The sequence below is a fragment of the Massilia sp. UBA6681 genome (genome assembly GCF_002454935.1).
Classification (GTDB): domain Bacteria; phylum Pseudomonadota; class Gammaproteobacteria; order Burkholderiales; family Burkholderiaceae_D; genus Telluria; species Telluria varians.
Map to the genome: position 1 here is coordinate 36,768 of NZ_DKJX01000056.1, position 12,874 is coordinate 49,641.

Sequence of the window (12,874 nt, forward strand, 5' to 3'; positions counted from 1 at the left end):
CATAAAGAGGAACCACCATGTCTCTCGGCTCATTCATCAAGAAGCAGTTTCTCGACGTCCTGCAGTGGAACGAGGAAGGCGAAGGCGTGCTGGCCTGGCGCCATCCGATGGAGGATTACGAAATCCAGAACGGCGCCACCCTGGTCGTGCGCGAGTCGCAGGTCGCCGTGTTCGTGGACGAGGGCCGCGTGGCCGACGTGTTCGGACCGGGCACGCACCGCCTGACCACATCGACCCTGCCGGTGCTGACCAACCTGAAGAACTGGGACAAGCTGTTCGCCTCCCCGTTCAAGTCGGACGTGTACTTCTTCAGTACGCGCGTGCAGACCGGCCGCAAGTGGGGCACGCCGCAGCCGGTGACGATCCGCGACAAGGATTTCGACATGATCCGCGTGCGCGCCTTCGGCATGTACTCTTACCGCATCGCCGACCCGCGCCTGTTCTTCACCGAGATCAGCGGCACCCGCGCCGTCTACACCCGCGAGGAAGTCGAAGACCAGCTGCGCGGCCTGATGCTGGCCACCATGGCCAACTCGCTGGGCGCCTCAAGGATCGCCTTCCTCGACATGGCCGCCAACCAGACCCTGATGGCGCAGCAGATCCGCGGCGACCTGGCCACGGCTTTTGGCCGCTACGGCATCGGGCTGGACGAATTCAACGTCGGCAGCGTCAGCCTGCCGGAAGAACTGCAGGCGGCGCTCGACGAGCGCATCTCGGCCGGCATGAAGGCCAGCCTGGGCGCCGACAAGATGGGCGGTTTCACCCAGTTCCAGGTGGCCAGCAGCATCCCTCTGGCGGCCCAGAACGAAGGCGGCATCGCCGGCATCGGCGCCGGCGCCGGCGCCGGCATCGCCATCGGCCAGGCCATGGCGCAGGGCATGCAGGGGGCGTTCGCCCCGGGCGTCGCCACGCAGCCGCAACCGGCCGCGGTGCCGGCCGCGAGCGAGTCGATCGAAGACCGCCTCGCCAAGCTCAAGGGCCTGCTCGACAAAGGCCTGATTTCGCAGGGCGACTACGACAGCACCAAGGCCGAGCTGCTCAAGAAGCTGATCGGCTGATGCAGACCGTTTCCTGTCCTTCCTGCGGCGCACCGGTCAGCTATCGCTCGCACGCCTCGGTCCTGGCGGTGTGCGAGTACTGCCGCGCGACCGTCGTGAAGGAGCTCGATGCGGTGCGCGACCTCGGCAAGATGTCCGAGGTGCTGGAAGACTATTCGCGCATCCAGATCGGCACGGCCGGCGTGCACGGCGGCCGCGGCTTCACGGTCGTGGGCCGCATCCAGCTGCGCTATGACGCCGGCATGTGGAACGAGTGGTATGTGCTGTTCGACGACGGCCTTGACGGGTGGTTGGGGGACGTCTCCGGCCAGTACGTGATGACCACGAAGCGCGAGCTCGGAACCGGCTGGCCCGCGTTCGAGGCTGTCCGGGTCACGCACCAGTATGACGTCGGCTTCGGCCCTTACGTGGCTTCCGACAAGCGCGTGGCCAGGTGCACCGGCGGCCAGGGCGAGCTGCCCTTCCGTGTCGGAGAAGGCTGGGAAGCGCGCGTGGCCGACTTCCGGCGCGGCCCGAGCTTCGCCACGCTCGACTACTCGGATGGCACGCCGCCCTTGCTGTACGCAGGCACGGCGGTGACGCTGGAGGAGATGAAATGCCAGCTGCTGCGCGACGACGAGCAGATCAAGGCCAGCGCCGGCAAGTACCGCGGCAAGGTCGACGTGCTGCAGTGCCGCTCCTGCGGCGCCTCGATCCGCTACCTGCCCGGCCTGGCGGCCAACTGCGTCTGCCCGGCCTGCTCGACCCGCATGGATGCGTCCTCGCCCACGGTCGAGGTGCTGCTCAAGGGCGAGGAGCACGAGCGCGTCCAGTTCACCCTCTCGCTCGGTTCCGTCGCAAAGATCGGCGCCCAGACCTACCACGTGCTGGGCGCAATGCGGCGCCAGGACGACGAAGGCGAAACCTGGGACGAATACCTGCTGTACTCGACCCAGGGCCCCTTCTTCTGGCTGGTGGAGAGCAGCGAAGGCTGGTTCCGCTCGCAGGTACTGGACGCCTGGCCGGCGCCGGCGCTGCCGGCCATGCCCGCCGTGCAGCTCGACGGCGTGGAGTACAAGCGCACCTGGGTCTACCAGGCGCGGGTGCTGTACGCCGCGGGCGCCTTCAACTGGCGCGTCAAGGCGGGCGACACCGTGCAGGTCGCCGAGTACGAACACGGCCAGAACGGGCTGGCGGCCGAGCACACGCCGGATGAGCTGACCTGGTCGCGCTCCTCGCCAGTGGCGGAGGATCAGGTGCGAACCTGGTTCGGCCTGGCGAAGCCGGCGGCGAAAGCGGCAGCCGGCAAGAGCCTGACGAATTCGGACATCGCCTGGCGCGCTCTCCTCTGGATCCTGGGCCTGAATTTCATCCCGCTCGTCTTCAATTTCACCGCGACGATCTTCCTGCTCGCGGCCGGCCTCGCGGCGCTGTTTCTGCCGATGATGCTGGCGCCCGAGAAGAAGAAATCCTGACCTCCATCGCATGAACCGCAACTTCCTCCTTTACGCCATCGTCGTCACCCTGGTCACCACCATCGTGTGCTGGGTCAGCATGGCATCGAGCAGCCGCACGGGCGGCGGCAACAGCTGGCGCAGCCACAGCTATGGCAGCGGCAGCGGCAGCTATTCCGGCGGCGGCCACAAGTGAGCACGCCGCACCGCCCTGCCGGCATCCATTTGCTGGCCGACCTGGCCGGCATCGATGCAATTCTCTTGACGGATGCCCAGGCGATCGACGCCCTGCTGCGCGAAGCCGCGCTGGCCGCCGGCGCGCGCATCCTGCACAGCCACTTCCACGCCTTCGGACCGGGCATGGGCGTGACCGGCGTGCTGCTGCTGGCCGAGTCGCACATATCGATCCACACCTGGCCCGAGCATGGCTTTGCCGCCGCCGACATCTTCATGTGCGGAGAATCGCAGCCGCAGCGCGCGCTCGCAGTCATCGATGCGGCCTTCAGGCCGAACACGCGCTCGGTCCAGACCATCGCGCGCGGACAGCTATAATCCTGGACTTGGCAAGAACAACCCAGCAGGAACAGAATGACGCAAGCTGCTTCCACTTCCAGCGCGCTGCCGAAGGCGCTCGGCCACATCCGCGTGCTCGACCTGTCACGCGTGCTCGCGGGCCCATGGTGCTCGCAAAACCTGGCCGACCTCGGCGCCGACGTGATCAAGATCGAACGTCCCGGCAACGGCGACGATACCCGCGCCTGGGGCCCGCCCTACGCCAGGGATGCGCAAGGGCACGATACCAGCGAAGCCGCCTATTACCTGGCGGCCAACCGCGGCAAGCGCTCGGTGACGGTGGACATCGCCAGCAGCGAAGGCCAGGCCTTGCTGCACGCGCTGGTCAAGCATTGCGACGTGGTGCTGGAGAACTTCAAGGTCGGCCACCTCAAGCGCTACGGCCTCGACTACGAGACCCTGAAGGCGATCAAGCCCGACCTGGTCTACTGCTCGATCACCGGTTTCGGCCAGGACGGCCCCTACGCCCACCGGGCCGGCTACGATTTCCTGATCCAGGGCATGGGCGGCCTGATGTCGGTCACCGGCGAACGCGACGACCTGCCGGGCGGCGGCCCTCAGAAGGCAGGCGTGGCCCTGACCGACCTGATGACCGGCATGTACGCGACGGTGGCCGTGCTGGCTGCCCTGACCCACCGCGACCGTACCGGCTGCGGCCAGCACATCGACATGGCCCTGCTCGACACCCAGGTGGCGATGCTGGCCAACATGGGCAGCAACTACCTCAACAGCGGCAAGCCGCCCAAGCGCTGGGGCAATGCGCATGCCAACATCGTGCCCTACCAGACCTTCGCCTGCCTGGATGGTCACATCATCGTCGCCACCGGCAACGACGGGCAGTACCAGAAGTTCGTCGAAGCGGGCGGCCGCCCCGAGCTGGGGAGCGACCCGCGCTTCGCCACCAATCCGCTGCGCGTGCAGAACCGCGACCTACTGGTGCCGATCCTGGCCGAGATGGTCAAGGAAAAGCGCCGCGACGAATGGATCGCCCTGCTGGAAGCGGTCGGCGTGCCTTGCGGGCCGATCAACGACATTGGCGAGGTGTTCGCCAACGAGCAGGTGCGGGCGCGCGAAGTCGCGATCGAACTGCCGCACCCGACCGCGGGCAAGGTGAAACTGGTGAGGAATCCGATCCGGATGTCGGCCACGCCCGCGACCAGCGACAAGGCCCCGCCCCTGCTGGGCCAGCACACCATTGAAGTGCTCCACGACATGCTGGGCCTCGGCGAGGCGGAGATTGCCGCCTTGCGCGGCAAAGGGGTGGTTTAATGTAATTGGTGCTTGAGGTCCGACAGGACGTCATGCACCCGCGTCACCACCGAGGCGACCTGGGGCGAAGGCTGGGCGCTGCGGCACATCCGCTTGGCTTCGTCGCCCATCTCTTCCAGTCGGTCGATGCATTGCACCATCCGCATCTGGTCGTTCGATTGCATGACACGCTGGGCTTCCGGCATTTCGTGGGCGATCTTCTGGATGCAGTCGCGGATTTCGCTGGGCGCCCCCTGGTCGTTCCGGGTGACTTCTTCGGCCTGGTTAATCGTCTGCTGGATTTGGCTGAAGCGTTGTTGAATTTCGGCAGCTTGCAACATGATGAGCTCCTGAAAGTAAGGCGGTGAACCGCTCGGATCACTCACTTTAGTCCTCCCAGCAGGGATATCAAGCACGCGTTTCTGCCGTGCGCGCGTCAAGCCCGGGGCGGCTGCCGACACCTGAGACCGGCCCGCTAGGCGGAAGGAGCCGGCGCCAGCCGCCGCAGGCGCAGCGCGATGGCCATCCCCACGCCGAGCAGCCCGCCGAGCACGGCGACCACGCCCGGCCAGCCCCAGTGTTCCCACACATAGCCGGTAAACCAGCCCACCACGCTCGATCCCAGGTAGTAGCAGAACAGGTAGATGCCCGAGGCCAGCGCCTGCGGCGGCCGGGCGCGCCGCCCGACCCAGCTGCTGGCCACCGAATGCGCGGCGAAGAAGCCGAAGGTCGCGAGGCCTGTGCCGAGCACGATGGCGACGACCGAATCGTGCAGCGTCACCAGGAGGCCCGCGATCATCACGCTAATTACCAGCCACAGCACGTTGCGCCGTCCGAGCCGGTCGGCCAGCTTGCCGGCCCACATCGAGCTGAACATGCCGAGCAGGTAGAGCAGCGACACCGCGCCCACCGCGCTCTGGCTCAGGCCGAACGGTGGCGCAAGCAATCGGTAGCTGATGTAGTTGTACAGGCTGACAAAACAGCCCATCAGCAGGAAGGGCAGCACGAACAGCCAGGGCAGGCCTTCGTCCGCCAGGTGGGTGCGCAGGCCGTCGAGAAAGCCCGGCCCCCTCGCCCGCTTCGCTTCGCCATGGCGCGAAGGTGGCAGGCTGCGCGAGAACTCCCAGGCCGCATACAGCCCGGCCGCGCCCAGCAGCCCGACCGCGATGCGCCAGGAGACGAAGTCGCTGATGACCGAGGACAATACCCGCCCGCTCATGCCCCCGAAGGCGCTGCCGCTGATGTACATGCCCATCGACAGGCCGAGCGAGCTCCCTTCGATCTCGTCGCTGAGGTAGGCCATCGCCACCGCCGGCAGGCCGCCCAGCACGAGGCCGAGCAGCATGCGCACGCCGACCAATTGGGTGTAGTCCAGCGCGAAGGCCGAAAGGACGGTGAGCAGTGCGCCGCCGACCATCGAGGCCACCATCAGCTGCTTGCGGCCGATGCGCTCGGCCACGCTGCCCGACAGCAGCAGCGCCACCGCCAGCGTGGCGGTGGAGACCGACAAGGCCAGGCTGGATTGGGCGGGCGTGAGGGAAAAGTCCTGCGCCAGCAGCGGCATCAGCGGCTGTACGCAGTAGAGCAGCGCGAAGACGGAGAAGCCGCCGAAGGCCATGGCGCGGTTGATGCGGCGGAAAGCGGGACTTCCCGCCGCGATCGGACTGCGCGCTTCTGCCACGGCAGGCCCGTTACGGCAGGTCCGGATCGAGTTCGGACCCGGCGTAGTTTTCCAGCTCCGTGAAGAGCTGCTTCATCGTTGCCTTGGTCTTGATGTGCTGCAGCACCGTGCAGTGCTCGCGGTAAGTAGCGATGCGCTCGGCGATGATGGGCTGGTGCTGCGCCGGGACCTGCGCCATCAGCGCGGCCCAGCCGGCTTCGAAGTCAGGATCGTTCTTGCGCACCGACTTCACCAGGCGCTCGAACTCCTTCTGCCCGGTGCGCGCCGTGATGCGCCCGCCGCCCTCGACCGCGAAGATGATCGCCAGCGCGATCACGCCTTCGGCGTTCAGGTCCGGGTCGTTGATCGGGCCTTCATAGTGGTGGCGGCGGATCCACTGGGCCGCGCGCACGATCGCCTGCACGCCCTGGCGCTGCTTCAGCTGGCCGAGGTAGCGCTCGTAGCCGGTCCAGCTCTCGCCAGGGTCGGCCGTGCACAGGTCGACGAACAGTTCCTTCAGGCGGCGCTGGGAATAGATCGGGTCGACGTCGTACTCGCCGACCAGGCTGTCCTCGGGCAGCGCCGACAAGTCCTTGACGAGGCGGAAGCCCTGCTGGAACACCAGTTCGGCGCCCTCCTCGATCAGGATGTCGAGCGCGTCGAGGTCGTCGTCGCTGTCGACCAGGTGCTCGAGGCCGAGCGAGACCCCGCCCACGGTGAGCAGCAGCGCGCGCTGGATGCCCTCGGCGGTGCGGTCGTTGGTGAACTTCTCGGCCACCATGGCGGTGATGCCGGACAGTTCCTCCGCCAGCAAGGCGGCCTCGTCCGGCGTGGCCTCGGTGGGCAGCAGCTTGATCGCGCGCACCAGGCGCGGCGGCTTCTCGATGACGATTGCAGGCAGCATCGTTCCTGGCGCTCCGCTCACGAGAAGATGTCCGTGCCCATGCTGCGGCGGGTACCGCGGCGCGGCATGCTGCGCACCGACGGCACCTGCTTGCGCAGGCGGTACAGCAGTTCACGCGTGCTGCGCTGCATGAAGGGCGATTCCTCGTCCGGGTCGTCCGGCAGCTCGACGTCGGCCATCTCGGCGCTGTGGCGGAATTCCGGGAACAGCTCGAGCAGCGAGCGCTCCCAGCCGTCCTCGCTGGCCTTGGCCAGGTCGACCGCCAGCGGCGCGATGTCGCTGTCGCCGCTGGTCTGGGCAGTGACGTAGCGGCCCTTCGACAGGATTTCGCCGGCCAACTCGAGGATTTCCTTCGGGGCCAGCGACCACAGGATGGCGAACACGGTGGCGCCATGGTCGGTGGCGGACGCTTCCTGCAGCAGCTCGTGGCGGCGGTCTTCGTCGTCGTTCGCGTAGACGATGCCGTGCACGTGGTTGAACAGGTTCTCGGCGATGCGTTCCGGATCGTCCTCGATCAGGTTGTCCGGCCAGGTCGCGGCGATGTAGGCCAGGCTCTCGGCCCAGGCCTTGGGCGGCACCAGCATGGTGGCCAGCGAGGTCTTGGCGCCGTCGAAGCCGGACAGGTGCAGCGCGGTGACCTGGGGCGGCAGGGTCGACAGCACTTCGACCACGGCATAGTCGCCGTGCTCGTCGGCCGCCTGGGAGAACGCCTCTTCGGCGTGCTCGAGCGAGCCGGCCAGCACCAGTTCGCTGACCTGCCTGGTCAGCGCCGGCAGATTGGCTTTGTTTTCGTCGCTCATTCGCGCTCTCCGTCCGCATCGAACAGCTGGGTGAAGTCGTCGGTGGCAGCCGTGTCGTCCATGTCGTCGTCGTCGCCTTCGTCGCCTTCCCCGAGGCGGGCGAAGTCGCGGTCCTCGTCTTCCCAGCGGCCCTGGTTCTTGTAGAGGAAGGCCGTGATGATGGCCTGGCGCGCCAGCTCCGGATAATTGGCCGTCATCGCTTCGTACATGGCGCGGCCCTGTTCACCTTCGCACTCGGCCATCGCGAACACGCGCGCAGGGTCGTCGCCTTCGTAGTCGGCGGCCTCGCGCAGCAGGCCGCGCGGATCCTTGAACCTGATGCAATCAACGAGCGCGAAGGCCATCAGGTTGACGTCGTCCAGGCCCGATCCGCTTGCGTATTCCGAGACCAGGGCGCCGACCATCATGTCGTAATTCTTCTTGTTGGGCGGGTCGCCCAGCGTGCCCTCGATCTGTCCGTCCAGTTCGCGCGACTGGAACGAGAATTCGGGATGTACGTTTTTCATTGTGTGTCCTGTTGATTCATTGCTGTAGGTTCACGCCATTCAGCGCGAACAGCGAGCGCCACAGCTCGAAGGCTTCGGCTTCGGCATCGAGCACGATGCGGTGGTTGACGCTCTGGTTGTATTCGGCACGCTTGACCGGATCCGACAGGATCTCATAGGCCTTGGTAACGGCCTTGAAGCGCGCTTCGGCGCCCGGCGCCTGGTTGCGGTCCGGGTGGTAGCGCATGGCCAGCGAGCGATAGACCTTCTTGATCTCGTCGTCGCCGGCATTCGGGGCGACACCGAGGATCGCGTATAAATTTTCCAATTGGAACTCTCTTAAGGCAAAGCCGCACAGCTGCAGCCGCAAAACGGCAAGGACGAGATTATCCTATAGAAAACGGCAAGTTGGCGAGAACGGGTGTCAGTGGCGGTGGGGCGGGACCGGCGGCGCCGGCTGCGGGCGCGGCGCTCCTTGCAGCGGCGACAGCGGCATGCCGGCCAGGGCCAGCAACCAGGCGCGGACCAGTTCCGGATGAGTGGCGAGGGTTTTCATGGTGGAACCTTGCGAATGGACGGAGTTACCCCAAGTATGTAGCTGTGAAACGGGGCGTACCGTGCGCTTCACCACATACTGGAGTGAGAGGCTGCTGCGTTACGGTAAAATGTCCGGAATAACCTATCCCATCTCTTTTTCATGAGCATTGATAAGAACACCCCGACGGCGGCGGGCAATCCCCCCTCGTCCAATTTCCTGCGCGCCATTATCGAAAACGACCTGGCAGCAGGCACGCACAAGCGTGAGGGCATGCCGCCCGTGATCACCCGTTTCCCGCCGGAGCCGAACGGCTACCTGCACGTGGGCCATGCCAAGTCGATCTGCCTGAACTTCGGCCTGGCGCGCGACTACAACGGCCGCTGCCACCTGCGCTTCGACGACACCAATCCGGAGAAGGAAGACCAGGAATACGTCGACACCATCATGGATTCCGTGAAGTGGCTCGGCTTTACCTGGGAACAGGGCGACGGCGAATACCTGCATTACGCCAGCGACTATTTCGACAAGCTGTACGAGATGGCGGAATACCTGATCCGCGAAGGCAAGGCCTACGTGGACAGCCAGAGCCCCGAAGAGATGGCGAAGAACCGCGGCAACTTCAGTACGCCGGGCACCAACTCGCCCTTCCGCAACCGTCCGGTGGAAGAATCGCTGCAACTGTTCCGCGACATGAAGGCCGGCAAGTACAAGGACGGCGAGCACATCCTGCGCGCCAAGATGTCGGAAGACGCGATGTCCTCGCCGAACATGACCAACCGCGATCCGGCCCTGTACCGCATCCGCCATGCGCACCACCACCGCACGGGCGACGCCTGGTGCATCTACCCGATGTACGACTACACGCACCCGATCTCGGATGCGCTGGAAAACATCACCCATTCGATCTGCACGCTCGAGTTCCAGGACCACCGCCCGATGTACGACTGGCTGGTGGACACCCTGGCCGACGGCGGCTTCTTCCCGCGCCCGGTGCCGCGCCAGTACGAAATGGCGCGCCTGAACCTGACCTATGTGGTCACGTCCAAACGCAAGCTGCGTCAGCTGGTGGATGAAGGTGTGGTGACCGGCTGGGACGACCCGCGCATGCCGACCATCGTCGGCCTGCGCCGCCGCGGCTACACGCCGGAATCGATCCAGCTGTTCTGCGAGCGCATCGGCGTCTCCAAGGCCGACGGCTGGATCGACATGAGCACGCTGGAAGGCGCGCTGCGCGACGACCTCGACCCGAAGGCGCCGCGCGCCATCGCCGTGCTGCGTCCGTTAAAACTCATCGTCGACAACTTCCCGGAAGGCGAATCGGTCGAGTGCTCGTCGCCGGTCCACCCACACCATCCGGAGATGGGCGTGCGCAGCTTCCCGTTCACGCGCGAGCTGTGGATCGAGCAGGAAGACTTCATGGAAACCCCGACCAAGGGCTACCACCGCTTCACCCCGCCGGTGGGCGAGCAGCCGGGTTCGCGCGTGCGCCTGAAGTACGGCTTCGTGGTCGAGTGCACCGGTTTCGACAAGGACGAGAACGGCAAGGTCACGGCCGTGCACGTGAAGTACTTCGAGGATTCGAAGTCGGGCACGCCGGGCGCGGACAACTACAAAGTCAAGGGCAATATCACCTGGGTCAGCGCAGCCACCGCGCTGGAGGCCGAAGTGCGCCTGTACGACCGCCTGTTCACCGAGCCGCAGCCGGACGCCGGCGGCAAGGACTTCAAGGCCGCGCTCAACCCGAACGCGCTCGAGACCGTGACCGCCTACCTGGAACCGGGCATGAAGGACGCGGTGGCCGACCAGCGCTTCCAGTTCGAGCGCCACGGCTATTTTGTGGCGGACCGCGTGGATTCGCAGCCGGGCAAGCCGGTGTTCAACCGCGTGACGACGCTGAAGGACAGCTGGGGGAAGTAATTCCTCTTACGCCTTACTGTTAAGGCAATCATTTCTGCGTTTTGCAGGTATTTGAGGGGAGCAATGCTAGACGGCATTGCTCCCCGAATTTCTTGTTTTTGACCAAAAACGTTTCCACCCCGTCTACATCGTTGCACATCCACGATACCTATTCATCCTGATAGGTTCGTCGTTCCGTAAAGATGCTTAGTGTAGGCATGTATGTCGCATTATCGCGACGCATTCACCTAGCAAGCGAGATTACGGATCATGCTTCCCCGCAGCTCCTCCAACCATCATGTCGTCATGCCGACGGCGATGCTGACCGGGGCATTGCTGTCCGTGGCGGTCGGCGCTGCCCTCTACCTGGCTACCGCCAAGGCGATCGAAACCGATGCCCAGACGCGCTTTCGCGGCATGGCGCGCACCGCCCAGTTCGCGATCGAAGCGCGCATCAAGAGCTATACGGATGTCCTGCGCGGCACGGCCGGACTGTTTCGCGCCAGTGCCACGGTCGGGGCCGACGAATTCCGCCATTACGTCGAGCAGCTCGACACGCCTCGCAACTTCCCGGGCATCGAGGTCATCAATTTTGCACGCGCCGTCGGCCCGGCTGAACTGCCGGCAGTGGACGCGGACGTGCGCCGCCGCCTGCGCCAATACGGCATGCCCGAGCCTGCCACGAAGCTGCAAGCTTTGCCCGGCCGCGACAGCTACACCATCCTCCTCTACATGGAACCGGCCACCCCGCAAACGCTCGACAAGCTCGGCCTGGATCTGGAAGCACGCAGTTACATCCGCCGAACGGCGGCAGAGTCGCGCGACAACAACACCATCGCGGCCTCGGGTTTCCGCGTCAGGATAGGCCCCGGTCCGATCCAGAACGTGCTCGCGATGCGCTTGCCGGTGTACCGCAGCGACATGCCGATCGATACGGTCATCCAGCGCCGCGCCGCCTACATCGGCTCCGTCGGCATCGGTTTCGGCGTCAACAGGATGGTCGACGGCGTGCTCGAGGGATTCCCGCTCGACGGGGTGCGCCTGGTACTCACCGACCTCGACGATATTCCGCAGGAGCCGGGCGAGAACCGGCGCAACGGTGTCCTGTATGACAGCAATCAGGCGACGAAAGTCCCGCAGCAGCTGGTCTCCGACGAAGCCGGCCTGCTGCGCGCCAGCTTGCCGATCGCATTCAACCAGCGCCATTGGCTCGCCGATTTCAGTATCGAGAAATCAGCGCTGTACACGCGCTTCGACCTGTTCTATCCCTGGTTGGCCGCGCTGGCCGGCACGCTCAGCACCGCCCTGCTCTACGCGCTGTTCCAGACCATGGCCTCGTCGCGCCGCAGCGCCCTGCGCATGGCGGAGGACATGACGCGCGAGCTGCGCGCCAGCCAGGCCAAGCTGCAGGCCACCAACGAGAAGCTGCGCCAGCTGGCCGCGCACGCGGAACAGATCAAGGAAGGCGAGCGCAAGCGCATCGCGCGCGAGATCCACGACGAGCTCGCGCAGAACCTGCTGGCCTTGAAGATCGAGGCCGAGATCCTCGCCAACCGCACGCGCGACCGCCATGGCCGTCTGTACGAACGCGCCAGCGCGACCGTACGCCAGATCGACCTGACCATCCGCAGCGTACGCCAGATCATCAACGACCTGCGGCCGAATGTGCTCGACCTCGGCCTGAACGCAGCGGTGGACTGGCAGGTGGCGGACTTCTCGCGCCGCACCGGCATCGAATGCGAACTGGTCGAGGACGAAACCGAGCACCACCTCGACGACCACTGCGCCACTGCCTTCTTCCGCATCCTGCAGGAGTCGCTCAACAACGTGGCGCGGCACGCGCGCGCGACCAAGGTGCGGATCGACCTGCACCAGCACGCCGACATGCTGACCATGACGATTCGCGACAATGGCATCGGCATGCAGCCGGGCAGCCGCAACCGCAACGGATCCTTCGGGCTGGTGGGCATCGAAGAGCGCGTCAACATCCTGGGCGGCAGCTTCTCGATCAGCAGCGGCCCGGACACCGGCACCACCATCGTCGTCACCATTCCCGTAGGCGGGCATCCATCCGAACCACCCGCTGTCCCAACTCACGACAGCGATGCCGCACTGCCGGCCATCGCCTTAACATGGAGCGGATGTGCGCCCATGTTGTCTCGTTTCAGCACAGCAGTTACTCGGTTGACAGAACTCAACATTAAGCCTGACCGGTCGCAGGACAATTGTTATCACTGCCACCGGTCAAGACGCAGTTCCTGACTTCCGATTAACCGCGT

At 65.6% G+C, this 12,874-nt stretch carries 14 protein-coding genes; 7 read left to right on the forward strand and 7 right to left on the reverse strand.

Translation table 11 applies throughout. The features are described 5' to 3' along the window. Positions 1-17 precede the first annotated feature (17 nt). The 5 genes from B2R83_RS09305 to B2R83_RS09325 are packed head-to-tail and all read left to right on the forward strand — an operon-like array spanning position 18 to position 4,333. On the forward strand, positions 18-1,058 hold the full coding sequence (locus B2R83_RS09305; RefSeq protein WP_292040385.1) for an SPFH domain-containing protein: 1,041 nt from the start codon (positions 18-20) through the stop codon (positions 1,056-1,058). Next, positions 1,058-2,512: a DUF4178 domain-containing protein gene (locus tag B2R83_RS09310; RefSeq protein ID WP_292040388.1), complete on the forward strand. Its 1,455-nt coding sequence runs from the start codon at positions 1,058-1,060 to the stop codon at positions 2,510-2,512. The genes B2R83_RS09305 and B2R83_RS09310 overlap by 1 nt, the downstream gene beginning before the upstream one ends. A 10-nt stretch (positions 2,513-2,522) precedes the next feature. Further along, positions 2,523-2,687: a hypothetical protein gene (locus B2R83_RS09315; RefSeq protein ID WP_156923803.1), complete on the forward strand. Its 165-nt coding sequence runs from the start codon at positions 2,523-2,525 to the stop codon at positions 2,685-2,687. Continuing rightward, entirely contained in the window at positions 2,684-3,043 is a 360-nt protein-coding gene (speD, locus tag B2R83_RS09320) for an adenosylmethionine decarboxylase (protein ID WP_209588129.1), read from the forward strand. The genes B2R83_RS09315 and speD overlap by 4 nt, the downstream gene beginning before the upstream one ends. Before the next feature lie 36 nt (positions 3,044-3,079). Then, positions 3,080-4,333: a CaiB/BaiF CoA transferase family protein gene (locus B2R83_RS09325; protein ID WP_292040393.1), complete on the forward strand. Its 1,254-nt coding sequence runs from the start codon at positions 3,080-3,082 to the stop codon at positions 4,331-4,333. Here B2R83_RS09325 and B2R83_RS09330 read toward each other — a convergent pair. From B2R83_RS09330 to B2R83_RS09360, 7 genes are all read right to left on the reverse strand, one after another. Then, the gene (locus B2R83_RS09330; RefSeq protein ID WP_209588127.1) at positions 4,330-4,653 is read right to left on the reverse strand and encodes a hypothetical protein; all 324 of its coding nucleotides are present in this window, start codon (positions 4,651-4,653) and stop codon (positions 4,330-4,332) included. The genes B2R83_RS09325 and B2R83_RS09330 overlap by 4 nt on opposite strands. Positions 4,654-4,787: 134 nt before the next feature. Then, positions 4,788-5,993, reverse strand: a complete 1,206-nt coding sequence (locus B2R83_RS09335) for an MFS transporter (RefSeq protein ID WP_292040396.1) — start codon at positions 5,991-5,993, stop codon at positions 4,788-4,790. A 10-nt stretch (positions 5,994-6,003) separates the two neighbouring features. Beyond that, entirely contained in the window at positions 6,004-6,876 is an 873-nt protein-coding gene (locus B2R83_RS09340) for a hypothetical protein (RefSeq protein ID WP_292040398.1), read from the reverse strand. 17 nt (positions 6,877-6,893) lie between these two features. Continuing rightward, positions 6,894-7,676 (reverse strand): hypothetical protein, encoded by a 783-nt coding sequence (locus tag B2R83_RS09345; protein ID WP_036215965.1) that lies wholly within the window; start codon positions 7,674-7,676, stop codon positions 6,894-6,896. Continuing rightward, positions 7,673-8,182, reverse strand: a complete 510-nt coding sequence (locus B2R83_RS09350; RefSeq protein ID WP_036215962.1) for a hypothetical protein — start codon at positions 8,180-8,182, stop codon at positions 7,673-7,675. The genes B2R83_RS09345 and B2R83_RS09350 overlap by 4 nt, the downstream gene beginning before the upstream one ends. Positions 8,183-8,198: 16 nt before the next feature. Beyond that, positions 8,199-8,489 (reverse strand): DnaJ domain-containing protein, encoded by a 291-nt coding sequence (locus B2R83_RS09355; RefSeq protein WP_027866825.1) that lies wholly within the window; start codon positions 8,487-8,489, stop codon positions 8,199-8,201. 96 nt (positions 8,490-8,585) lie between these two features. After that, positions 8,586-8,717, reverse strand: a complete 132-nt coding sequence (locus tag B2R83_RS09360) for a hypothetical protein (protein ID WP_292040402.1) — start codon at positions 8,715-8,717, stop codon at positions 8,586-8,588. Between the two features lie 141 nt (positions 8,718-8,858). On the opposite strand from B2R83_RS09360, the gene B2R83_RS09365 reads away from it, so the two are divergent. Next, positions 8,859-10,616, forward strand: a complete 1,758-nt coding sequence (locus B2R83_RS09365) for a glutamine--tRNA ligase/YqeY domain fusion protein (protein ID WP_292040404.1) — start codon at positions 8,859-8,861, stop codon at positions 10,614-10,616. 285 nt (positions 10,617-10,901) lie between these two features. Beyond that, positions 10,902-12,857, forward strand: a complete 1,956-nt coding sequence (locus B2R83_RS09370; protein ID WP_292040407.1) for a CHASE domain-containing protein — start codon at positions 10,902-10,904, stop codon at positions 12,855-12,857. Positions 12,858-12,874: the final 17 nt, after the last annotated feature.

Excerpts from the sequence above, each read along its gene's own strand:
- B2R83_RS09365 (WP_292040404.1), top strand. The coding sequence starts at position 8,859 with ATGAGCATTGATAAGAACACCCCGACGGCGGCGGGCAATCCCCCCTCG.
- B2R83_RS09340 (WP_292040398.1), bottom strand. The coding sequence starts at position 6,876 with ATGCTGCCTGCAATCGTCATCGAGAAGCCGCCGCGCCTGGTGCGCGCG.
- B2R83_RS09330 (WP_209588127.1), bottom strand. The coding sequence starts at position 4,653 with ATGTTGCAAGCTGCCGAAATTCAACAACGCTTCAGCCAAATCCAGCAG.
- B2R83_RS09310 (WP_292040388.1), top strand. The coding sequence starts at position 1,058 with ATGCAGACCGTTTCCTGTCCTTCCTGCGGCGCACCGGTCAGCTATCGC.
- B2R83_RS09305 (WP_292040385.1), top strand. The coding sequence starts at position 18 with ATGTCTCTCGGCTCATTCATCAAGAAGCAGTTTCTCGACGTCCTGCAG.
- B2R83_RS09345 (WP_036215965.1), bottom strand. The coding sequence starts at position 7,676 with ATGAGCGACGAAAACAAAGCCAATCTGCCGGCGCTGACCAGGCAGGTC.
- B2R83_RS09315 (WP_156923803.1), top strand. The coding sequence starts at position 2,523 with ATGAACCGCAACTTCCTCCTTTACGCCATCGTCGTCACCCTGGTCACC.
- B2R83_RS09370 (WP_292040407.1), top strand. The coding sequence starts at position 10,902 with ATGCCGACGGCGATGCTGACCGGGGCATTGCTGTCCGTGGCGGTCGGC.
- B2R83_RS09360 (WP_292040402.1), bottom strand. The coding sequence starts at position 8,717 with ATGAAAACCCTCGCCACTCATCCGGAACTGGTCCGCGCCTGGTTGCTG.
- B2R83_RS09325 (WP_292040393.1), top strand. The coding sequence starts at position 3,080 with ATGACGCAAGCTGCTTCCACTTCCAGCGCGCTGCCGAAGGCGCTCGGC.
- B2R83_RS09350 (WP_036215962.1), bottom strand. The coding sequence starts at position 8,182 with ATGAAAAACGTACATCCCGAATTCTCGTTCCAGTCGCGCGAACTGGAC.